The organism is Egicoccus sp. AB-alg6-2, assembly GCF_041821025.1.
GTDB lineage: Bacteria > Actinomycetota > Nitriliruptoria > Nitriliruptorales > Nitriliruptoraceae > Egicoccus.
The window spans coordinates 105,323-119,457 of the sequence record NZ_JBGUAY010000007.1; the positions used below are offsets into that span (position 1 = coordinate 105,323).

General features: G+C 69.6%; 13 protein-coding genes and 2 tRNA genes. 9 read left to right on the plus strand and 6 right to left on the minus strand.

Features of this window, described 5'->3' with window-relative positions; translation table 11 throughout:
* Positions 1-201: 201 nt before the first annotated feature.
* Both ACERMF_RS14145 and ACERMF_RS14150 read right to left on the minus strand, forming a co-directional pair.
* Complete coding sequence (locus tag ACERMF_RS14145; protein WP_373669759.1) at positions 202-741, minus strand: chromate transporter; 540 nt, start codon at positions 739-741, stop codon at positions 202-204.
* Positions 731-1,306 carry a chromate transporter gene (locus ACERMF_RS14150; protein ID WP_373669760.1) on the minus strand — a complete coding sequence of 192 codons (576 nt, stop codon included), beginning with the start codon at positions 1,304-1,306 and terminating at the stop codon, positions 731-733. Before ACERMF_RS14150 ends, ACERMF_RS14145 begins: the two co-directional genes overlap by 11 nt.
* A gap of 80 nt (positions 1,307-1,386) precedes the next feature.
* Between ACERMF_RS14150 and ACERMF_RS14155 the strand changes: the two genes are divergently transcribed.
* The gene (locus ACERMF_RS14155) at positions 1,387-2,457 is read left to right on the plus strand and encodes an ornithine cyclodeaminase family protein (RefSeq protein WP_373669761.1); all 1,071 of its coding nucleotides are present in this window, start codon (positions 1,387-1,389) and stop codon (positions 2,455-2,457) included.
* A gap of 25 nt (positions 2,458-2,482) precedes the next feature.
* On the opposite strand, the gene ACERMF_RS14160 is transcribed toward ACERMF_RS14155, so the two are convergent.
* Positions 2,483-2,557: transfer RNA gene (locus tag ACERMF_RS14160), tRNA-Gly, on the minus strand.
* A gap of 135 nt (positions 2,558-2,692) precedes the next feature.
* On the opposite strand from ACERMF_RS14160, the gene ACERMF_RS14165 reads away from it, so the two are divergent.
* Together ACERMF_RS14165 and ACERMF_RS14170 are read left to right on the plus strand one after the other, a co-directional pair.
* Positions 2,693-3,016, plus strand: a complete 324-nt coding sequence (locus ACERMF_RS14165; protein ID WP_373669762.1) for an HPF/RaiA family ribosome-associated protein — start codon at positions 2,693-2,695, stop codon at positions 3,014-3,016.
* Between the two features lie 323 nt (positions 3,017-3,339).
* On the plus strand, positions 3,340-5,106 hold the full coding sequence (locus tag ACERMF_RS14170; RefSeq protein ID WP_373669763.1) for a thiamine pyrophosphate-binding protein: 1,767 nt from the start codon (positions 3,340-3,342) through the stop codon (positions 5,104-5,106).
* A gap of 2 nt (positions 5,107-5,108) precedes the next feature.
* Here the strand turns inward: ACERMF_RS14170 and ACERMF_RS14175 are convergent, their stop codons facing one another.
* Together ACERMF_RS14175 and ACERMF_RS14180 are read right to left on the minus strand one after the other, a co-directional pair.
* The gene (locus tag ACERMF_RS14175; RefSeq protein WP_373669764.1) at positions 5,109-6,308 is read right to left on the minus strand and encodes an MFS transporter; all 1,200 of its coding nucleotides are present in this window, start codon (positions 6,306-6,308) and stop codon (positions 5,109-5,111) included.
* Positions 6,309-6,434: 126 nt separating this feature from the next.
* Positions 6,435-6,511, minus strand: a tRNA-Pro gene (locus ACERMF_RS14180).
* 278 nt (positions 6,512-6,789) lie between these two features.
* Between ACERMF_RS14180 and tig the strand changes: the two genes are divergently transcribed.
* The gene (gene tig, locus ACERMF_RS14185) at positions 6,790-8,202 is read left to right on the plus strand and encodes a trigger factor (protein ID WP_373669765.1); all 1,413 of its coding nucleotides are present in this window, start codon (positions 6,790-6,792) and stop codon (positions 8,200-8,202) included.
* Between the two features lie 66 nt (positions 8,203-8,268).
* Here tig and ACERMF_RS14190 read toward each other — a convergent pair whose 3' ends face one another.
* Positions 8,269-9,024 carry a hypothetical protein gene (locus tag ACERMF_RS14190; protein ID WP_373669766.1) on the minus strand — a complete coding sequence of 252 codons (756 nt, stop codon included), beginning with the start codon at positions 9,022-9,024 and terminating at the stop codon, positions 8,269-8,271.
* Positions 9,025-9,294: 270 nt separating this feature from the next.
* On the opposite strand from ACERMF_RS14190, the gene ACERMF_RS14195 reads away from it, so the two are divergent.
* The 5 genes from ACERMF_RS14195 (at position 9,295) to ACERMF_RS14215 (ending at position 14,106) form a co-directional block, all read left to right on the plus strand.
* The gene (locus ACERMF_RS14195) at positions 9,295-9,933 is read left to right on the plus strand and encodes an ATP-dependent Clp protease proteolytic subunit (RefSeq protein ID WP_373669767.1); all 639 of its coding nucleotides are present in this window, start codon (positions 9,295-9,297) and stop codon (positions 9,931-9,933) included.
* A 167-nt stretch (positions 9,934-10,100) separates the two neighbouring features.
* Positions 10,101-11,381 (plus strand): ATP-dependent Clp protease ATP-binding subunit ClpX, encoded by a 1,281-nt coding sequence (gene clpX / locus ACERMF_RS14200; RefSeq protein WP_373669768.1) that lies wholly within the window; start codon positions 10,101-10,103, stop codon positions 11,379-11,381.
* Between the two features lie 35 nt (positions 11,382-11,416).
* Positions 11,417-12,379 carry a serine/threonine dehydratase gene (locus ACERMF_RS14205; RefSeq protein ID WP_373669769.1) on the plus strand — a complete coding sequence of 321 codons (963 nt, stop codon included), beginning with the start codon at positions 11,417-11,419 and terminating at the stop codon, positions 12,377-12,379.
* Between the two features lie 69 nt (positions 12,380-12,448).
* Positions 12,449-13,429, plus strand: a complete 981-nt coding sequence (locus ACERMF_RS14210; RefSeq protein WP_373669770.1) for a DUF2157 domain-containing protein — start codon at positions 12,449-12,451, stop codon at positions 13,427-13,429.
* Entirely contained in the window at positions 13,426-14,106 is a 681-nt protein-coding gene (locus ACERMF_RS14215) for a hypothetical protein (protein WP_373669771.1), read from the plus strand. Before ACERMF_RS14210 ends, ACERMF_RS14215 begins: the two co-directional genes overlap by 4 nt.
* Positions 14,107-14,135 lie beyond the last annotated feature (29 nt).

Genomic DNA, 14,135 nt, shown 5'->3' on the forward strand with positions numbered 1-14,135 from the left:
TTGACGGACGTGGTCATGCAGAGACGCCTTTACGGGAGAAGGTGTGTCCGGCGAGCGTTGTGCGGCTCGCGGCGGCGCGCTTGCAGAAGTGCGCGCTCGTGAAGATTTTCTCAATCTACCACTCGGCACGCCGGCGTGCAGCCGGCCGCTGGTGCCCTCTGGGCGCTGCGAACCGTCCGCCCCGGCTCTCTGCGGCTCAGGTCAGCCGATGAGTAGCTGGACCCCTGACCAAAGGCCCCCCACGAGCACGGCTCCGAGGACGAGCAGGACCGGGCTGGCGTTGCGCCACGCCACCAACGCGGCGATGACGATCACGGCCGACACTTCGGCGATCCCGAGTCGCATCGGCTTGGCCGTTCCCCACGCGGCGGCGGCGATGAGGGCGGCGAGCACGAATCCCGAGGACGGTGTGACGAGTCGGACCAGTCGTTGCAGTCGCGCGGCCGCGTAGCTCACCCCGGCCGCTCCGAGGCAGGTTGGCAGAGCCAATCCGGCGACGGCGATGATGGCCCCAGGGACTCCGGCGAGGTAATACCCCACGCCGGCGATGAACCCGGCCTTCGGGCCCGGCGTGAGGTGACTGAACGCCAGCGCCATGGAGAATCCGCCGGGGCTGAGCAGGCCTGACTCCACCCACTGCGCCTGCACCACGGGAATCTGGCCGTTGCCGCCTCCGAACGAGAACAGGCTCGACAGCGCGACGAAGAAGAAGATCTCGAACAGGGGCACGCTAGCCGTCATCGGAACGCTCCACGGGCTCACTGCTCGCTGCCGCGGGGCGTATGAATGCGGCGCCGACGCCGAATCCGACGAACGCCGCGACGATCAGCGGCACCCCAGCCACGATGGTGCCGAAAATGACGATGCTCAGGGCCACGCCGACGGTGCGTTGCCGCTTCGGCAGGCGTCCACTTCGAAGTTGGTGATACGCGTTGCCGAACAGCAGCCCCACTATCGCCGTGCCGACCGCGGTGTTCAGCGGTGCCAGAGCACCTTCCAGCAACTCCGGCCGCACCAGTGCGGCGCCCGCCACGACCATCGAGGCTCCCGGAGCGATGAGGCCGACGATCGCGCTGGCGGCGCCGGACCAACCATGCATCTTGAAGCCGACGAGTCCGCCCAGCGAGAGGAACTTCGGGGCGGGAATGAGGGTCGAGACGACCAGCAAACCTTGGAGTTCGTCACGGGTGAGCCATTGACGATGGGTTACGAGGTCGGCTTCGAGCTTGTGTGTTGCCGCCCACATGCCGCCGAACGTGGTGGCGCCGATGCCGAGAAAGGCCACGAGAATGCGCAGATTGCCCACCTTTCGGGCCATACCAGGCATGCGGCTTCTCCGAGACGATATGGTCAATGGTTATACCATCGAGAAGGTGGGCAGGCGACGTGACCCTCATCATCGACAACGACGCCGTGGAACAGGTGCTCGGCATGGGTGCATGCATCGAGGCCCTCGACACGGCGTTCCGTGCCTACGCCAGCGGTGGCGCGGTCAATCGGCCGAGGTCGCACACCTACACCGACCTGGGCGACGGACATCACTATCTCTTCAAGTCCATGGATGGGGCGATTGCCGACCTGGGCGTGCACGCCATCCGGCTCTCGTCGGACCTCACGCATGAGTTCGAGCGCGGCGGCCGTCGACGCAGGACGAAGATCCCTGCGGCGCCGGGCGGCCGTTACGTCGGGATGGTGTTGCTGTTCGACATCGCCACGCTCGTTCCGTTGGCCATCATCCAGGACGGTTACCTCCAACGGATGCGTGTGGGTGCCACGAGCGCGCTCGCGGCGCGCCACCTCGCTGCTCCCCGCGCGCGCCGAGTGGGCCTGATCGGTACGGGTTGGCAAGCGGGGGCACAACTGCTCGGCCTCCACGAACGAGGCGACATCACCGACTACCGCGTCTACAGCCCGAACGAGACCCGCTGTCGCTCGTTCTGTGAGGAGTTCACGGCGCGGTTGGGCGTGGAGGTGCGGCCGGTTCGTTCCGCCCGAGACGCGGTGGAGGGGGCTGACATCGTCGCTCTGGCCACCAACTCCCACGATCCGGTGATCGATGCGACCTGGCTTCAACCGGGGCAGCATGTGGGCTCCGTCCAGGGAGGTGAACTCGATGACGCCACGCTCGAACGCGCCGATGTCATCGGCGTGCGCAGCCGGGAGGAAGCCACCTTCCACTACGCGACCGGACACGCACCCGTCGAGGCGGCGAACCGAAAACGACCGGCCGAGCACATTCGCGCCAAGATGGTCGAACTCGGTGACGTCGTCACCGGTCGGGCGGGGCGGACGGCGCCTGAGCAACTCACCCTGTTCACGGGTGGCGGCACCGGCGCGAGCTCGGGACTGGGCATCCAGTTCACCGCCGTCGCACATGCGGTCTACGAGGCGGTCTGTGCGGCCGGGGGCGGACGGGAGGTTCCGACCGAATGGTTCACCCAGGTCTACAAACCCTGAGCGAACTCGCGGCGACGAGGTGTCGTGGAGCGGGTGAAGGGAATCGAACCCTCATCACCAGTTTGGAAGACTGGAGCTCTAGCCATTGAGCTACACCCGCGAGGCGTCCGGGAGGGTAGCGAACACGACGGGCGTGTCCGGATGCCGGCGGGTGGCGGCAGTGGACACCGCCGCGGGTGACCACGGCCTTCTATGGTCGGCCGGGCCAACATGCGCCGAACCCGTGAGGAAATCCATGACCACCGTTGCCGACCGGCTTCGCATCGTGCCCGAGTTCACGTCCGAGGATCGCGGCCGACTCGTGGACATCCTGTCCGGCAAGCTCGATCGCCGGTTTAAGCGGTGGGACCCCCAGCAGGTCGAACTCGAGATCTCGGCAAAGGGGCGCGACACCGACCAGCAACGGGTGGTCCTCGAGTGCTGGATCAGCGGCCTGCCGAAACTGGTGGCGACATCGGCCGAGGCTCGACTCGATGACGCCATTGCCGAGGTGCGAGACGACCTCTTCCGGCAGATCGACAAGCACGTGACCAAGCAGGAGGGCTCGCGCCGGCGGTGAGCCCCCATTCAGCTGCGTCAGGGGCAACCGAGCGCGTGAGGTCTCCGTACGGGTGGCCCTCTCCGGCACCGGCGGCACGCTGATCGATGGGGCCTGTCCGCGTCGGGACGCATCGTGTCGGAGGACCGTGTCCTCCATGCCTGCCACACCCTCTCGGCACGCTGGAGCCCCATTGCATGCGCGTCATCGCTGGGTGTGGGCGCAGCCGCCGGGCTAATGGTTTGACCTTATCGCTCGTTCGTGCTTGCGTAGCTCGGGGATCGCGCCGTCGGCACCTGCGGGATCCCCGATCGTCACTCGTGCGTGCCGAGGGAGTGGTCGACATGGGCGAAGGCGAAAGCGGCTCCAAGAAGTACCCCCGCGAGTACGGGTCCGACGTGATGGTCGACGCCATGCAGGCCTACGGCCTGAAGTACGCCGCCATGAACCCGGGCGCGACCTTCCGCGGCTTGCACGACTCGATCGTCAACTACGGCGGAAACTCGCCCGAACTCATCGAATGTCCCCACGAGAAGATCGCCGTGAGTCTCGCGCACGGATATGCCAAGGCGTCCGGCGAACCCATGGCGGTCATCCTCCACAACGTGGTCGGCCTGCTCCAAGGAACCATGGGCATCTACTACGCGTACGTCGACCGCGTGCCCGTCATCGTCTTCGGCGGTACGGGACCCATGGCGTACGAGCGCCGCCGGCCCAACATCGACTGGATCCACACGGCGAACGTCCAAGGCAACGTGGTCCGCGACTACACGAAGTGGGACGAGCAACCGACGAGCATCCATTCCGTCCACGAGACCGTCGCTCGCGGCTACCGCGTCGCGGTCAGCGAGCCCGCCGGGCCGGTGTACCTGACCCTCGACGCCGGTCTCCAGGAGGACCGACTCGAGGAGGACATCGAGCCCCTGGACGTCACGCGTTACAAGGTCCCGTCCCGGATCGGCCCCGATCCCGCTGCCTTGCGGGAGCTGGCCGAGGTGCTGGTTGCGGCAGAACGCCCGATCATGGTGACGGGCTACGCCGGCCGTGATCCCGACGCGTTCCACCAGCTCGTCGAACTCGCGGAGCTGCTCGGGATCGGGGTCATCGACACCAACTGGCGCCTCAACTTCCCCAATCGGCACCCGTTGAACATCACCGAGTCCGACGCGCTCTCGTCAGCCGACGTCGTCTTCTTCGTCGACGTCAAGGACATGGGAAAGCCGACGCAGGAGCTCGACAAGACCACGCGGCGCGTGACGTCGCAGATTCCCGAGGATGCAAAGATCCTCGACCTCGGGTTCCACGACATCGAGCTGTCCGCCTGGCTGCACGACTTCGCCCAACTTCACGCCACCGACGTGCAGGTGACGGCGGACACGGTCGTTGCACTACCCCAGTTGCTGGCGCTCTGTCGCGAACTGGAGGCGGCGGAACCGGAGCGACGAGACGCCCGCGAGGCGCGCCGACAGGAACTCGGACGGATCCACGATGAACTGTGGGAGGGCTGGCGAGCGACGGCGGCGGCGAACTGGGACGCCTCTCCGGTCAGCACGCCCAGGTTCACCTCGGAGGTGTGGGAGGTCATCAAGGACTACGACTGGGTTCTCACCGCCGGCACGGTGAAGAACTGGGCGCTCCGGATCTGGGACTTCGACGAGCCGTACCGCCACCCCGGGCGGGAACTCGGCACCGCGACGCAGATCTCGATGTCGCTCGGGGTCGCGCTCGCGCACAAGGGGTCCGGGAGATTGGTCGTCGACCTCCAACCGGACGGCGACCTCATGTTCGACCCGGGCGCCCTCTGGGTCGCCTCTTACTACAAGCTGCCGATGCTGGTCGTGATGTTCAACAACCGCGCGTACTACAACGACTGGGAGCACCAGGAACGGATGGCTCGTGCGCGCGGGACCGACCTCGACCTGGCCTACCTGGGCATGGAGATCGACAACCCGGCACCAGATTTCGCCGCCATTGCGAAGGCATTCGGTTGGCACGCCGAGGGACCGATCGACGATCCCGACCAGGTCCAGGAGGCCGTACGACGAGCCGCGGAATACGTGACCGAGACCGGGCTTCCCGCCCTCGTCGACGTGGTGTGCCAGTACCGCTGAACTCAGGCGGTCGCGGGGGTCCCGCGGGCCTTCAACCAGCCGTAGTAGGCGAAGAACACGATCGGTATGCCGAGCCCGGCGAGCAGGAAGGTCGCCTCGTAGCCGAACGCGTCCACCGAGAACCCCCCCAGGACCGGGCCGACGATCTTGCCGATGTCGAGACCGGACATGTAGACGCCGGACGCGGCTCCGCGCCGCCTCTGTGCACCGGCCGACGCGTCCATGACCAGGGCGGCTGACGCTACGCGCAGGATGGCCCGACTCGCACCGATGCCAATCCATGCCGCGGCCAGGACGGCGAACAGTCGCGAGATCGTCAGGGCCGCCGTTGCCAGCCCCCCGAGCAGCACCATCCAGGGCAACAACCGACGGTACGGCACACGCCTGAAGAGGGCGGGTGTCGCGAACCGGAGCGCCGAACTGACGGCCGAGCTCGTCCCCGACAACGAGCCGACCTGCGTGAGGCTGAGCCCGATCGCAAGTCCGTACAGCGGGAAGTACGCATGCAACACGCCACTGAGGAGGTTGATGTGGAGCGCGCAGAAGAACGCGAGCAGTACGAACGGGCTCAGGCGGCCGAGCGCCCGGACTCCTCGGGGACGGCGAGGGGCCGCAGCGGCCGGGGGTGTGTCGTGCACGTCGTCAGTGATGTGCCAGGCCGCTGCCGCCAGGCCGGCGGCCGCCACGACCGGCAGGACCGCCAGGACGGAAATGGCGCGGGGGATGCCGAGCGTGTCGCCGGCGAAGCCCCCGAGAAAGCTCGATATGGCGTACCCCGCGCCGATGCAGCCCGTGTACCACCCCATCAGCACACCAGCGTCGCTGGCAGGTCGAAGTTCCATCACGGCGGCCAGGCCGCCGGTCGACGCGATCGCGAAGCCGATGCCGTTAGTGGCCGTCGCGGCGGCGAGCACCCCGGCGGACGAGCTGTTCGCAAGGACGACGAATGACAGCGACTGGAGTAGGCAGCCCCCTGGCACCAGGTAGCGGATCCGGTCGGCGCGATACACCGCGCCGGTGACGAAGCGGAAGAACAACGCGCCGACGCTGTAGGCGGCGACGATCGGGCCGATCCTGGTGGTGGTGATGCCCTGCCCCTGCAGGTGTGGAGCGATCAGGATCTGGATGCTGCCGTCGCCGATCGTGAACACCATCGAGGCGAGAAACAGCACGACGAGTGGCCGGCGTGCGCGGCCAGCCACCATGCCACCCCGAACCGGCCCTGCCCGCTCGTCCTCGCCGATGATTCCCCCAAGCTCGCGCGTAGGGTGCCGGGCGGCCCGTGTGCGAGCGACCGGACCTCGTGCGCACGACGTCCTTCGGCCTCGTGGTCGGGGTGGCCGGATTCGAACCGACGGCCTCCTGCTCCCAAAGCAGGCGCGCTACCAAGCTGCGCCACACCCCGTGGCGCGCGGAGCCTACCGCCGACCGGCGACGTGGCAGCACGCTGCCGCCGGAGTGGAATGGACAGTTCGCGCTCCAGATGGAACCATTCGGGTCCCGACCGGTCGCGGCCGGCGCACCCGCCTGCCGCGGTGCCTGCTCGTCCAACGAGGCACCGCCGGCTCCCGCACCACGTTGCCAGGCACGGGGATCCCGACCGCGCCGCACAGGACGTCGGCGGCGCTCGAAGCACGAGCGCCCCGGTGTCGTCGGCCCGAATGCAGACGAAAGCCACCCATCGTGAAGACGTCCGTCGAAACCCTCGACCCCGTGAAGGTCAAGCTGACCGTCGAGGTCGAGCCGAAGCGCGTGAAGCAGGCGTTCGACCGCGCCGCCCGTGAGCTCGCCAAGCAGGTCAACCTGCCCGGCTTCAGGCCGGGCAAGGCGCCGCGCCGCCTGATCGAGCAGCGCTTCGGCGAGGGCGTCATCGCCCAGACCGCGATGGAGGGCGCGCTGTCGGACTACTACGTCGAGGCGCTGCGCACCGAGGAGATCGACGCGGTCAGCCAGCCCGAGGTCGACGTCGAGCACTTCGACGAGACCGAGGGATGCACGTTCACCGCCACGATCGAGGTGCGCCCGAGCTTCGACGCCCCCGAGCCCGACGGCATCAACGTCAGCTTCCCCGAGTGGGACGTCGAGGACGAGGACGTCGCCACCCAGCTCGAGCAGCTGCGCGAGCGCTTCGCCGAGGTCGACGAGGTCGAGCGTGCCGCCGCCTCGGGCGACATGGTGACCCTGGACCTGCGGGTCGAGGTCGACGGGACCGACCTCGAGTCCGGCCGGGTCGAGGACGCGCTCTACGAGATCGGGTCGCAGGGCGTCACCCCCAAGCTCGACGACGAATTGATCGGCAAGAGCGCCGGCGACGAGTTCTCCTACGAGGACGCGCTGCCCGAGGAGTTCCCCGAGCACGGCGGCGAGCAGGCCACGTTCTTCGTCACCGTCAAGGACGTGCGCGAGAAGACCCTGCCGGAGCTCGACGACGACTTCGCCCAGACGGCCTCGGGCTTCGACACCCTCGACGAGCTGAAGCAGGACCTGCGCAACTCGCTGCTGCGCCGCAAGGTCGAGGAGGCGCAGCACGAGCTGCGCGGCCGCATCCTCGAGGCCTACCTCGCCCGCGTGGACGTGCCGCTGCCGCCCTCGATGGTCGAGGCCGACAAGCAGGGGCGGATCCACCAGCTCGAACACCAGGCCGAACGGTTTGGCATCGAGGTCGACCAGCTGTTCGCGATGGAGGGCAGCTCACGCGAGGAGTTCGAGGCCAACGCCCAGACGCAGGCGGAGGAGACCGTCAAGGCCCAGCTGGTCCTCGACGCGCTCGCGAGCCGCCTCGACCTCGACCTGCAGCCCGGTGACATCGACCAGGAGATCGTGCGGCACGCCCAGTCCAACGGCGTCTCCCCGCAGGAGATCGCCCAGGTCATCCAACAGCAGGGCAGCCTGCCGGCGCTGGTCGGCGACATCCTGCGGCGCAAGACCATCGACCACATCGTCGCCGCCGCCGACATCGACGGTGGTCCGTCCGATGAGGTGCTGATCGAGCTGGGGCTGCTCGACGACCCGGCCGCCGCCGAAGCGGACGCCGCCGCAGCAGACGTCGACGCCGAGGCGGACGCTGGAGCCGACGCCGAGCCGACCGAGGACTGACCTCCACGCAACACGACGGGCGCCCGCCATCTCGGCGGGCGCCCGTCGTCGTTTCGCGGGTCGCGGTCAGCCGTCGTCGCCCTCGCCCCCATCGGTGTCGGGTCCGGCCGGCTCGTCGCCGGTCGGTTCCTCGCCGAGGCCCTCCTCGGGCATCATCGGCTGTGGCGCGGGCGGCTCGCTGTCGGGATCGATCCCGGCACCCTCGAGCATCAGGTCGGCGATCGACTCGTCGAAGCTGTCGCTCGGTGCGGCGTAGTTGAACAGCGCGATCCGGCCGTCGCCGTTGTCGGCGAGGATCAGGTCGAGCCAGAACTCGGGCTGGTCGGGCAGGGCGACGTCCTCGAACCGCAGGCGGTGGGCCTGCTCGGCGCCCTCGATCTCGATCGCCTCGTCGACGGTCGGCGCGATGTCGGCGTCGAGCTGTTCGAACTGCGTGCGCTGCATCTCGAGCAGGTCGTCGAACTCGACCTCCTCCTGCTCGCTCAGGGCGCTGGCGTCGACGGCCTGCGCTGCGAGCTGCTGGCTCGCGTCGTCGTCCGAGACGGCCACCACCAGCCCCTGCAGCAACGCGATCTCGTCGACGCTCCAGCCGTCGGGGAGGGGGAGCACGACGCCCTGTCCCCGGAACTCGCCGTCGGTGATGAACTCCTCGGGGTCGGGCAGATCGGGTTGTGCGGCCGGGTCGTCCGGTGAGGGATCGGCGGTCGTCGCGTCCTCGTCGGTCCCGGGAGCCGCCTCGGGATCGCTCTCGTCGGCGGCGCCGCCGCAGGCGGCGAGCAGCACCGCGGCGGCGGCCGCGGCGGTTGCTTGTCGAAGTCGCACGGATGCTCCTGAAGATGGGCAGGCAGAAGAAACGGGTCGGTCCTCCACCGCGACGGTAGGGGCCCCGCGGTCGGGCACGGTGCGCCGCTCGTCCGATCGGCCGGGGCAGCGGCCACGTCGCGACCGCGGCCGGATCCCCATGAGGCACACGGACGCAACCCCGCGGAAGCCCCGGACCGCACGGGTACAGTCGCCGGCCAGCATCGCCCCACGGGGGCGGACCCGCCCAACCTCGTCCGCGAGGCGGCCGACGTAGCGAGAGGAACCGCGGTGGACTTCATCCAAGCGACGCCGTCGCCGACCAACTACCTGGTCCCGACCGTCATCGAGCAGACCAACCGCGGCGAGCGCGCGTTCGACATCTACTCGCGCCTGCTGCAGCAGCGGATCATCTTCCTCGGCACGCCGGTCAACGACGAGATCGCCAACGTCATCATGGCCCAGCTGCTGCACCTCGAGTCCGAGGACCCGGAGAAGGACATCGCGCTTTACATCAACTCCCCGGGCGGATCGATCACGGCGCTGTTCGCCATCTACGACACGATGGAGTTCATCAAGCCCGACGTGCAGACCATCTGCATGGGTCAGGCGGCCTCCGCCGCCGCCGTGCTGCTCGCCGCTGGAACGCCGGGCAAGCGGCTCGCGCTGCCCCACGCCCGCGTGCTGCTCCACCAGCCCTCCGGCGGTGCCGAGGGCCAGTCGGTCGACATCGAGATCCAGGCGCGCGAGATCCTGCGCATGCGCGACCTGCTCAACGAGATCCTGGCCGAGAAGACCGGCAAGACCGCCGAGCAGATCAACCTCGACACCGACCGCGACTTCATCCTCGACGCGCAGGCCGCCAAGGACTACGGCATCGTCGACGACATCATCGCGACCCGGAAGGCCCAGGAACGCGCCGTCCGCTGAGTCGACCCGGGTGCGCGGCCAGCCGACCGCCGGTGCGTACCGCCACGGCCTGACAGCACGCGACGACGACGGTCGTTACCATCGCCGACGAGCGGTGGGCGCCGGTCGGGGGAAGCCGACGGTGCGGGCGATCTGCTCGCGTTCCGCTCGAGACACGGAGGGCCGCGATGGCGAAGTTCGGCGAGGGAGATGCCCTCCTGAAGTGCTCCTTCTGCGGCAAGTCGCAGAAGCAGGTCAAGAAGCTCATCGCCGGACCGAGCGTCTACATCTGTGACGAGTGCATCGACCTGTGCAACGAGATCATCGAGGAGGAGCTCGCCGAGCCGGCCGACCTCCAACTCGACGAGCTGCCCAAGCCCAAGGAGATCTACTCGTTCCTCAACGAGTACGTGGTCGGGCAGGACGCCGCCAAGAAGACCCTCGCGGTCGCCGTCTACAACCACTACAAGCGCATCCAGGTCGGTTCGGCCAGCGCGGGCGGCGAGGACGTCGAGCTGCAGAAGTCCAACATCCTGCTGCTCGGTCCCACCGGCTCGGGCAAGACGCTGCTGGCCCAGACGCTGGCCAAGCTGCTCAACGTCCCGTTCGCGATCGCCGACGCCACGGCGCTGACCGAGGCCGGCTACGTCGGTGAGGACGTCGAAAACATCCTGCTCAAGCTGATCCAGGCGGCCGACTTCGACGTCAAGAAGGCCGAGACGGGCATCATCTACATCGACGAGGTCGACAAGATCGCCCGCAAGTCCGACAACCCGTCGATCACCCGTGACGTGTCGGGCGAAGGCGTGCAGCAGGCGCTGCTCAAGATCCTCGAGGGGACCGTCGCAAGCGTCCCGCCCCAGGGGGGACGCAAGCACCCGCACCAGGAATTCATCCAGATCGACACGGCCAACATCCTGTTCATCTGCGGCGGGGCGTTCGCCGGCCTCGAGCAGGTCGTCGAACAGCGGCAGGGCCGTCGTGGGGTCGGGTTCGGTGCCGAGGTGGCCGCCTCGCGCGGCGACGACCTGGCCCAGCTGTTGCGCAACGTCCTACCCGAGGACCTGGTGCGCTACGGGCTGATCCCCGAGTTCATCGGCCGCCTCCCGATCGTGTCGTCGGTCGAACCGTTGGAGCGCGACGCGCTGGTCGACATCCTGACCGGGCCGCGTAATGCCCTGACCAAGCAGTACCGCAAGTTCTTTGAGTACGACGGGGTCGAGCTCGAATTCGAGGAGGACGCCCTGGGCGAGATCGCCGACCTGGCGATCCTGCGTCAGACCGGCGCCCGCGGCCTGCGCGCCATCCTCGAGGAAGTCCTGCTCAACACCATGTACGAGCTGCCCTCGCGCGAGGACGTCAGTCGGTGCGTGATCACCGCCGAGACCGTCCGCGAGAAGGTCAATCCGACCCTGGTGCCGCACAGCAAGCTGCGCAAGCTCGAAGAGCCCCAGGAACGTTCCGCCTGAGCGGCTCGTTCGACCGGCGCGGGTAGCGTCGTGGCATGGATGCCGTCACGCGCGAGGACGTCGGGGCCGCGGCCGAACGCATCGCCGGCGCGGTGCGACGGACGCCGGTGCTGACCCTGGAGCCCGATGCCCTCGGCATCGGGGTGCGGCTGCACGCCAAGCTCGACCTCTTGCAGCCGACCGGTTCGTTCAAGGTCCGTGGCGCGATGTCGTTGTTGACCGGCGCCGACGTGCCCGAGGCCGGGGTCGTCGCCGCCTCGGGGGGCAACTTCGGGCTCGCGGTCGCGTGGGCGGCGCGTCGGCTCGGCCACCGCGCCGCCGTCTTCGTGCCCGAATCGTCCCCACCCGCCAAGCTGCGACCGCTGGCCGAGCTCGGGGCCGACGTCCACGTCGTTCCCGGCTACTACGCCGAGGCGTTGGCCGCCGCGGACGCCCACGTCGCGGCCACCGGCGCGCTGTCTGCCCACGCCTACGACCAGCCCGAGGTCGTCGCAGGGCAGGGCACCGCCACGGCGGAGCTGCTGGCGGATGCTCCCGGCCTCGACACGTTGCTCGTGGCGGTCGGTGGTGGTGGGCTGATCGCCGGCGCCGCCGCCTGGGTGACCGACGAGATCCGACTCGTCGGCGTGGAGACCGACGGCACGCCGGCGATGCATGCCGCCAGGGCCGCCGGTCGTCCCGTCGACGTCGAGGTCGGCGGTCTGGCCGCGTCGTCGCTCGGTGCGCGCCGCCTCGGCGCGCTGGCCTGGGCGGCGCAGCCGTGGGTCGACGACGCCCTGCTCGTCTCGGACGCCGAGGTCGTACAGGCCCAACGACGCCTGTGGGCAGCCGCCCGCCTGGCGGCCGAGCCGGGCGGGGCGGTCGCACTCGCCGCGCTGACCTCGGGCCGCTACCGCCCGCGACCCGGTGAGCGGGTCGGCGTGCTGGTCTGTGGCGGCAACGTGGATCCGGCCACCGTGGTGGATGCGGCGGATCCCTCAGCACCGTCTGGGGGCTGACCCCCCTGCCGCTCGCGGGCGCAGGAAGGGATGCTGGCCGAACCCGACCCCGTGCAGCGAGGAGTCCGAATGTCCGACCTCGACACCAGCGTGCGTGCCTGGCACCGGGCCGGTCTCATCAGCGAGCAGCAGGTGTCCGCCATTCTCGCCTTCGAAGCGTCCGACGCGGACGGCACGAACCCGATGTCGGGGAAGGAACGCCGCGGACTCGCCTCCGAGGCGCTCGGGTACGTCGGCGCCGCGTTGGCGCTGGGCGCCATCGTCCTGCTGTTCAGCGAGCTGTGGCAGCAACTGACCGACGGTGCGAGGTTCACCCTCGCCGCGGTGCTGGCCGCGGTGCTCGTCGGCGCGGCCCTCGCGATCCGCGACGTCGCGCGCGAGCCCGTCCAACGGTTGGCCAGCCTGCTGGGCGCGGCCGGGGTCGCCGCCGCGGCCTGGGCCGCCGCGATCGCGACCGGCGATTTGTTCGATGTGCGCAACGCTTCCGCCGGCGTCCTGGTCGCCGCGGTGGCCGTCGCCGTGGCGACCCCGCTCCATCTGCTGCGCCCGCGCCCGCTGCCGCAGCTGACGTTGCTGGTGTCCGTCGCCAGCCTCCTCGGGTGCCTGCTCTCACTGCCCCGTCTGCCCGTGGACGGTGGCTGGTACGGGCTCGCGGGCATCGGGCTGGGTGCCGCCTGGTTCGCTCTCGCGGCGGGCGGATGGCTGCCGCCGCGCCGGGTCGGCGAGGCGGCCGGGGCCGCCGTCGCGCTGATGGCGTGCCAGTCGACCTTTGCGACCCTCCCCTCGGCGACCCTGCTGTTCGGCACGCTCGCCGCCACGGCGCTCGTCGCACTCGCCGTGCATCGTGAGGAACTGCATCACCTCGTCGTCGGCGCCCTCGGGCTGTTCTTCACCATGCCGAGGCTGGTGTTCGAATGGTTCGGGGACACGATCGGCGCCCCGGCGCTGCTGCTGCTGGTCGGGATGCTGCTGGTGTTGCTGTCCGTCGGGCTCGGCCGGGCACGACGGCACATCGACGACGGGGCCGACCTCGCGGAGGTGCGGCGATGACCGGATCGGGTGCCGACCTCGCCAGGGTGGACACGCGCAGCCGGCGACTGCTGCTGCTCGCCGCCTCCGTCGTCGTGGTCACGGTCGCACTGGTCCTCGTCTTCGGGGTTCAGCGCCCACCGGCCCTGGAACGCGTCGCCGACGTCCCGTCGCCGACCCCGCCGACGGAGGTGGCCTGGACCGCCTGGAAGGACACCGGGACGTGCGTCCACGTGGCGCGGCCGGACGGTGGCGTCGACGAACCGTGGTGCGGCACGGGCAGCGTCGAGATCGACGGCTTCGCCGAGGACGCCGTCGTCGTCCGCCGTTGGGACGGCGGTCGGCGCCTGGTGCGGGTCGACCTCGTGACGGGCGCGGCGACCGAGACCGCGGACGACGAAGACCACGACCCGCTTCCGGCCGGCGAGCGTGACGCCATCGAGGTCGAGCGCCTGGACGGTCAGCTCGTGGTGAGGAACGGCGCGTCGGGGCGTGAGCTGTGGCGTACCCGGGCGCCGGAGTCGTATGCGATCCAGGCGTCGGTGCGCTCGCCCGACGGCGACTGGCTCCTGCTGGTCGACACCGCCCGGCGCCTGCTGGTCGTCCCCGCCGACGGGTCGGTGGCGCCGCGGGTGTGGGCGGAGGACGTCCCGGCCTGGCGGGCACCGGTCTGGCGGGGGTCGCGCGCCCAGGGCTGACGCACGGGGCCCGGGCCCGCGAGTCCGGC

What these genes read in the sequence shown, in the direction of transcription:
- ACERMF_RS14145 (WP_373669759.1), bottom strand. Translation starts at nt 741, where the DNA reads ATGACGGCTAGCGTGCCCCTGTTCGAGATCTTCTTCTTCGTCGCGCTG.
- ACERMF_RS14165 (WP_373669762.1), top strand. Translation starts at nt 2,693, where the DNA reads ATGACCACCGTTGCCGACCGGCTTCGCATCGTGCCCGAGTTCACGTCC.
- ACERMF_RS14170 (WP_373669763.1), top strand. Translation starts at nt 3,340, where the DNA reads ATGGGCGAAGGCGAAAGCGGCTCCAAGAAGTACCCCCGCGAGTACGGG.
- clpX (WP_373669768.1), top strand. Translation starts at nt 10,101, where the DNA reads ATGGCGAAGTTCGGCGAGGGAGATGCCCTCCTGAAGTGCTCCTTCTGC.
- ACERMF_RS14205 (WP_373669769.1), top strand. Translation starts at nt 11,417, where the DNA reads ATGGATGCCGTCACGCGCGAGGACGTCGGGGCCGCGGCCGAACGCATC.
- ACERMF_RS14210 (WP_373669770.1), top strand. Translation starts at nt 12,449, where the DNA reads ATGTCCGACCTCGACACCAGCGTGCGTGCCTGGCACCGGGCCGGTCTC.
- ACERMF_RS14215 (WP_373669771.1), top strand. Translation starts at nt 13,426, where the DNA reads ATGACCGGATCGGGTGCCGACCTCGCCAGGGTGGACACGCGCAGCCGG.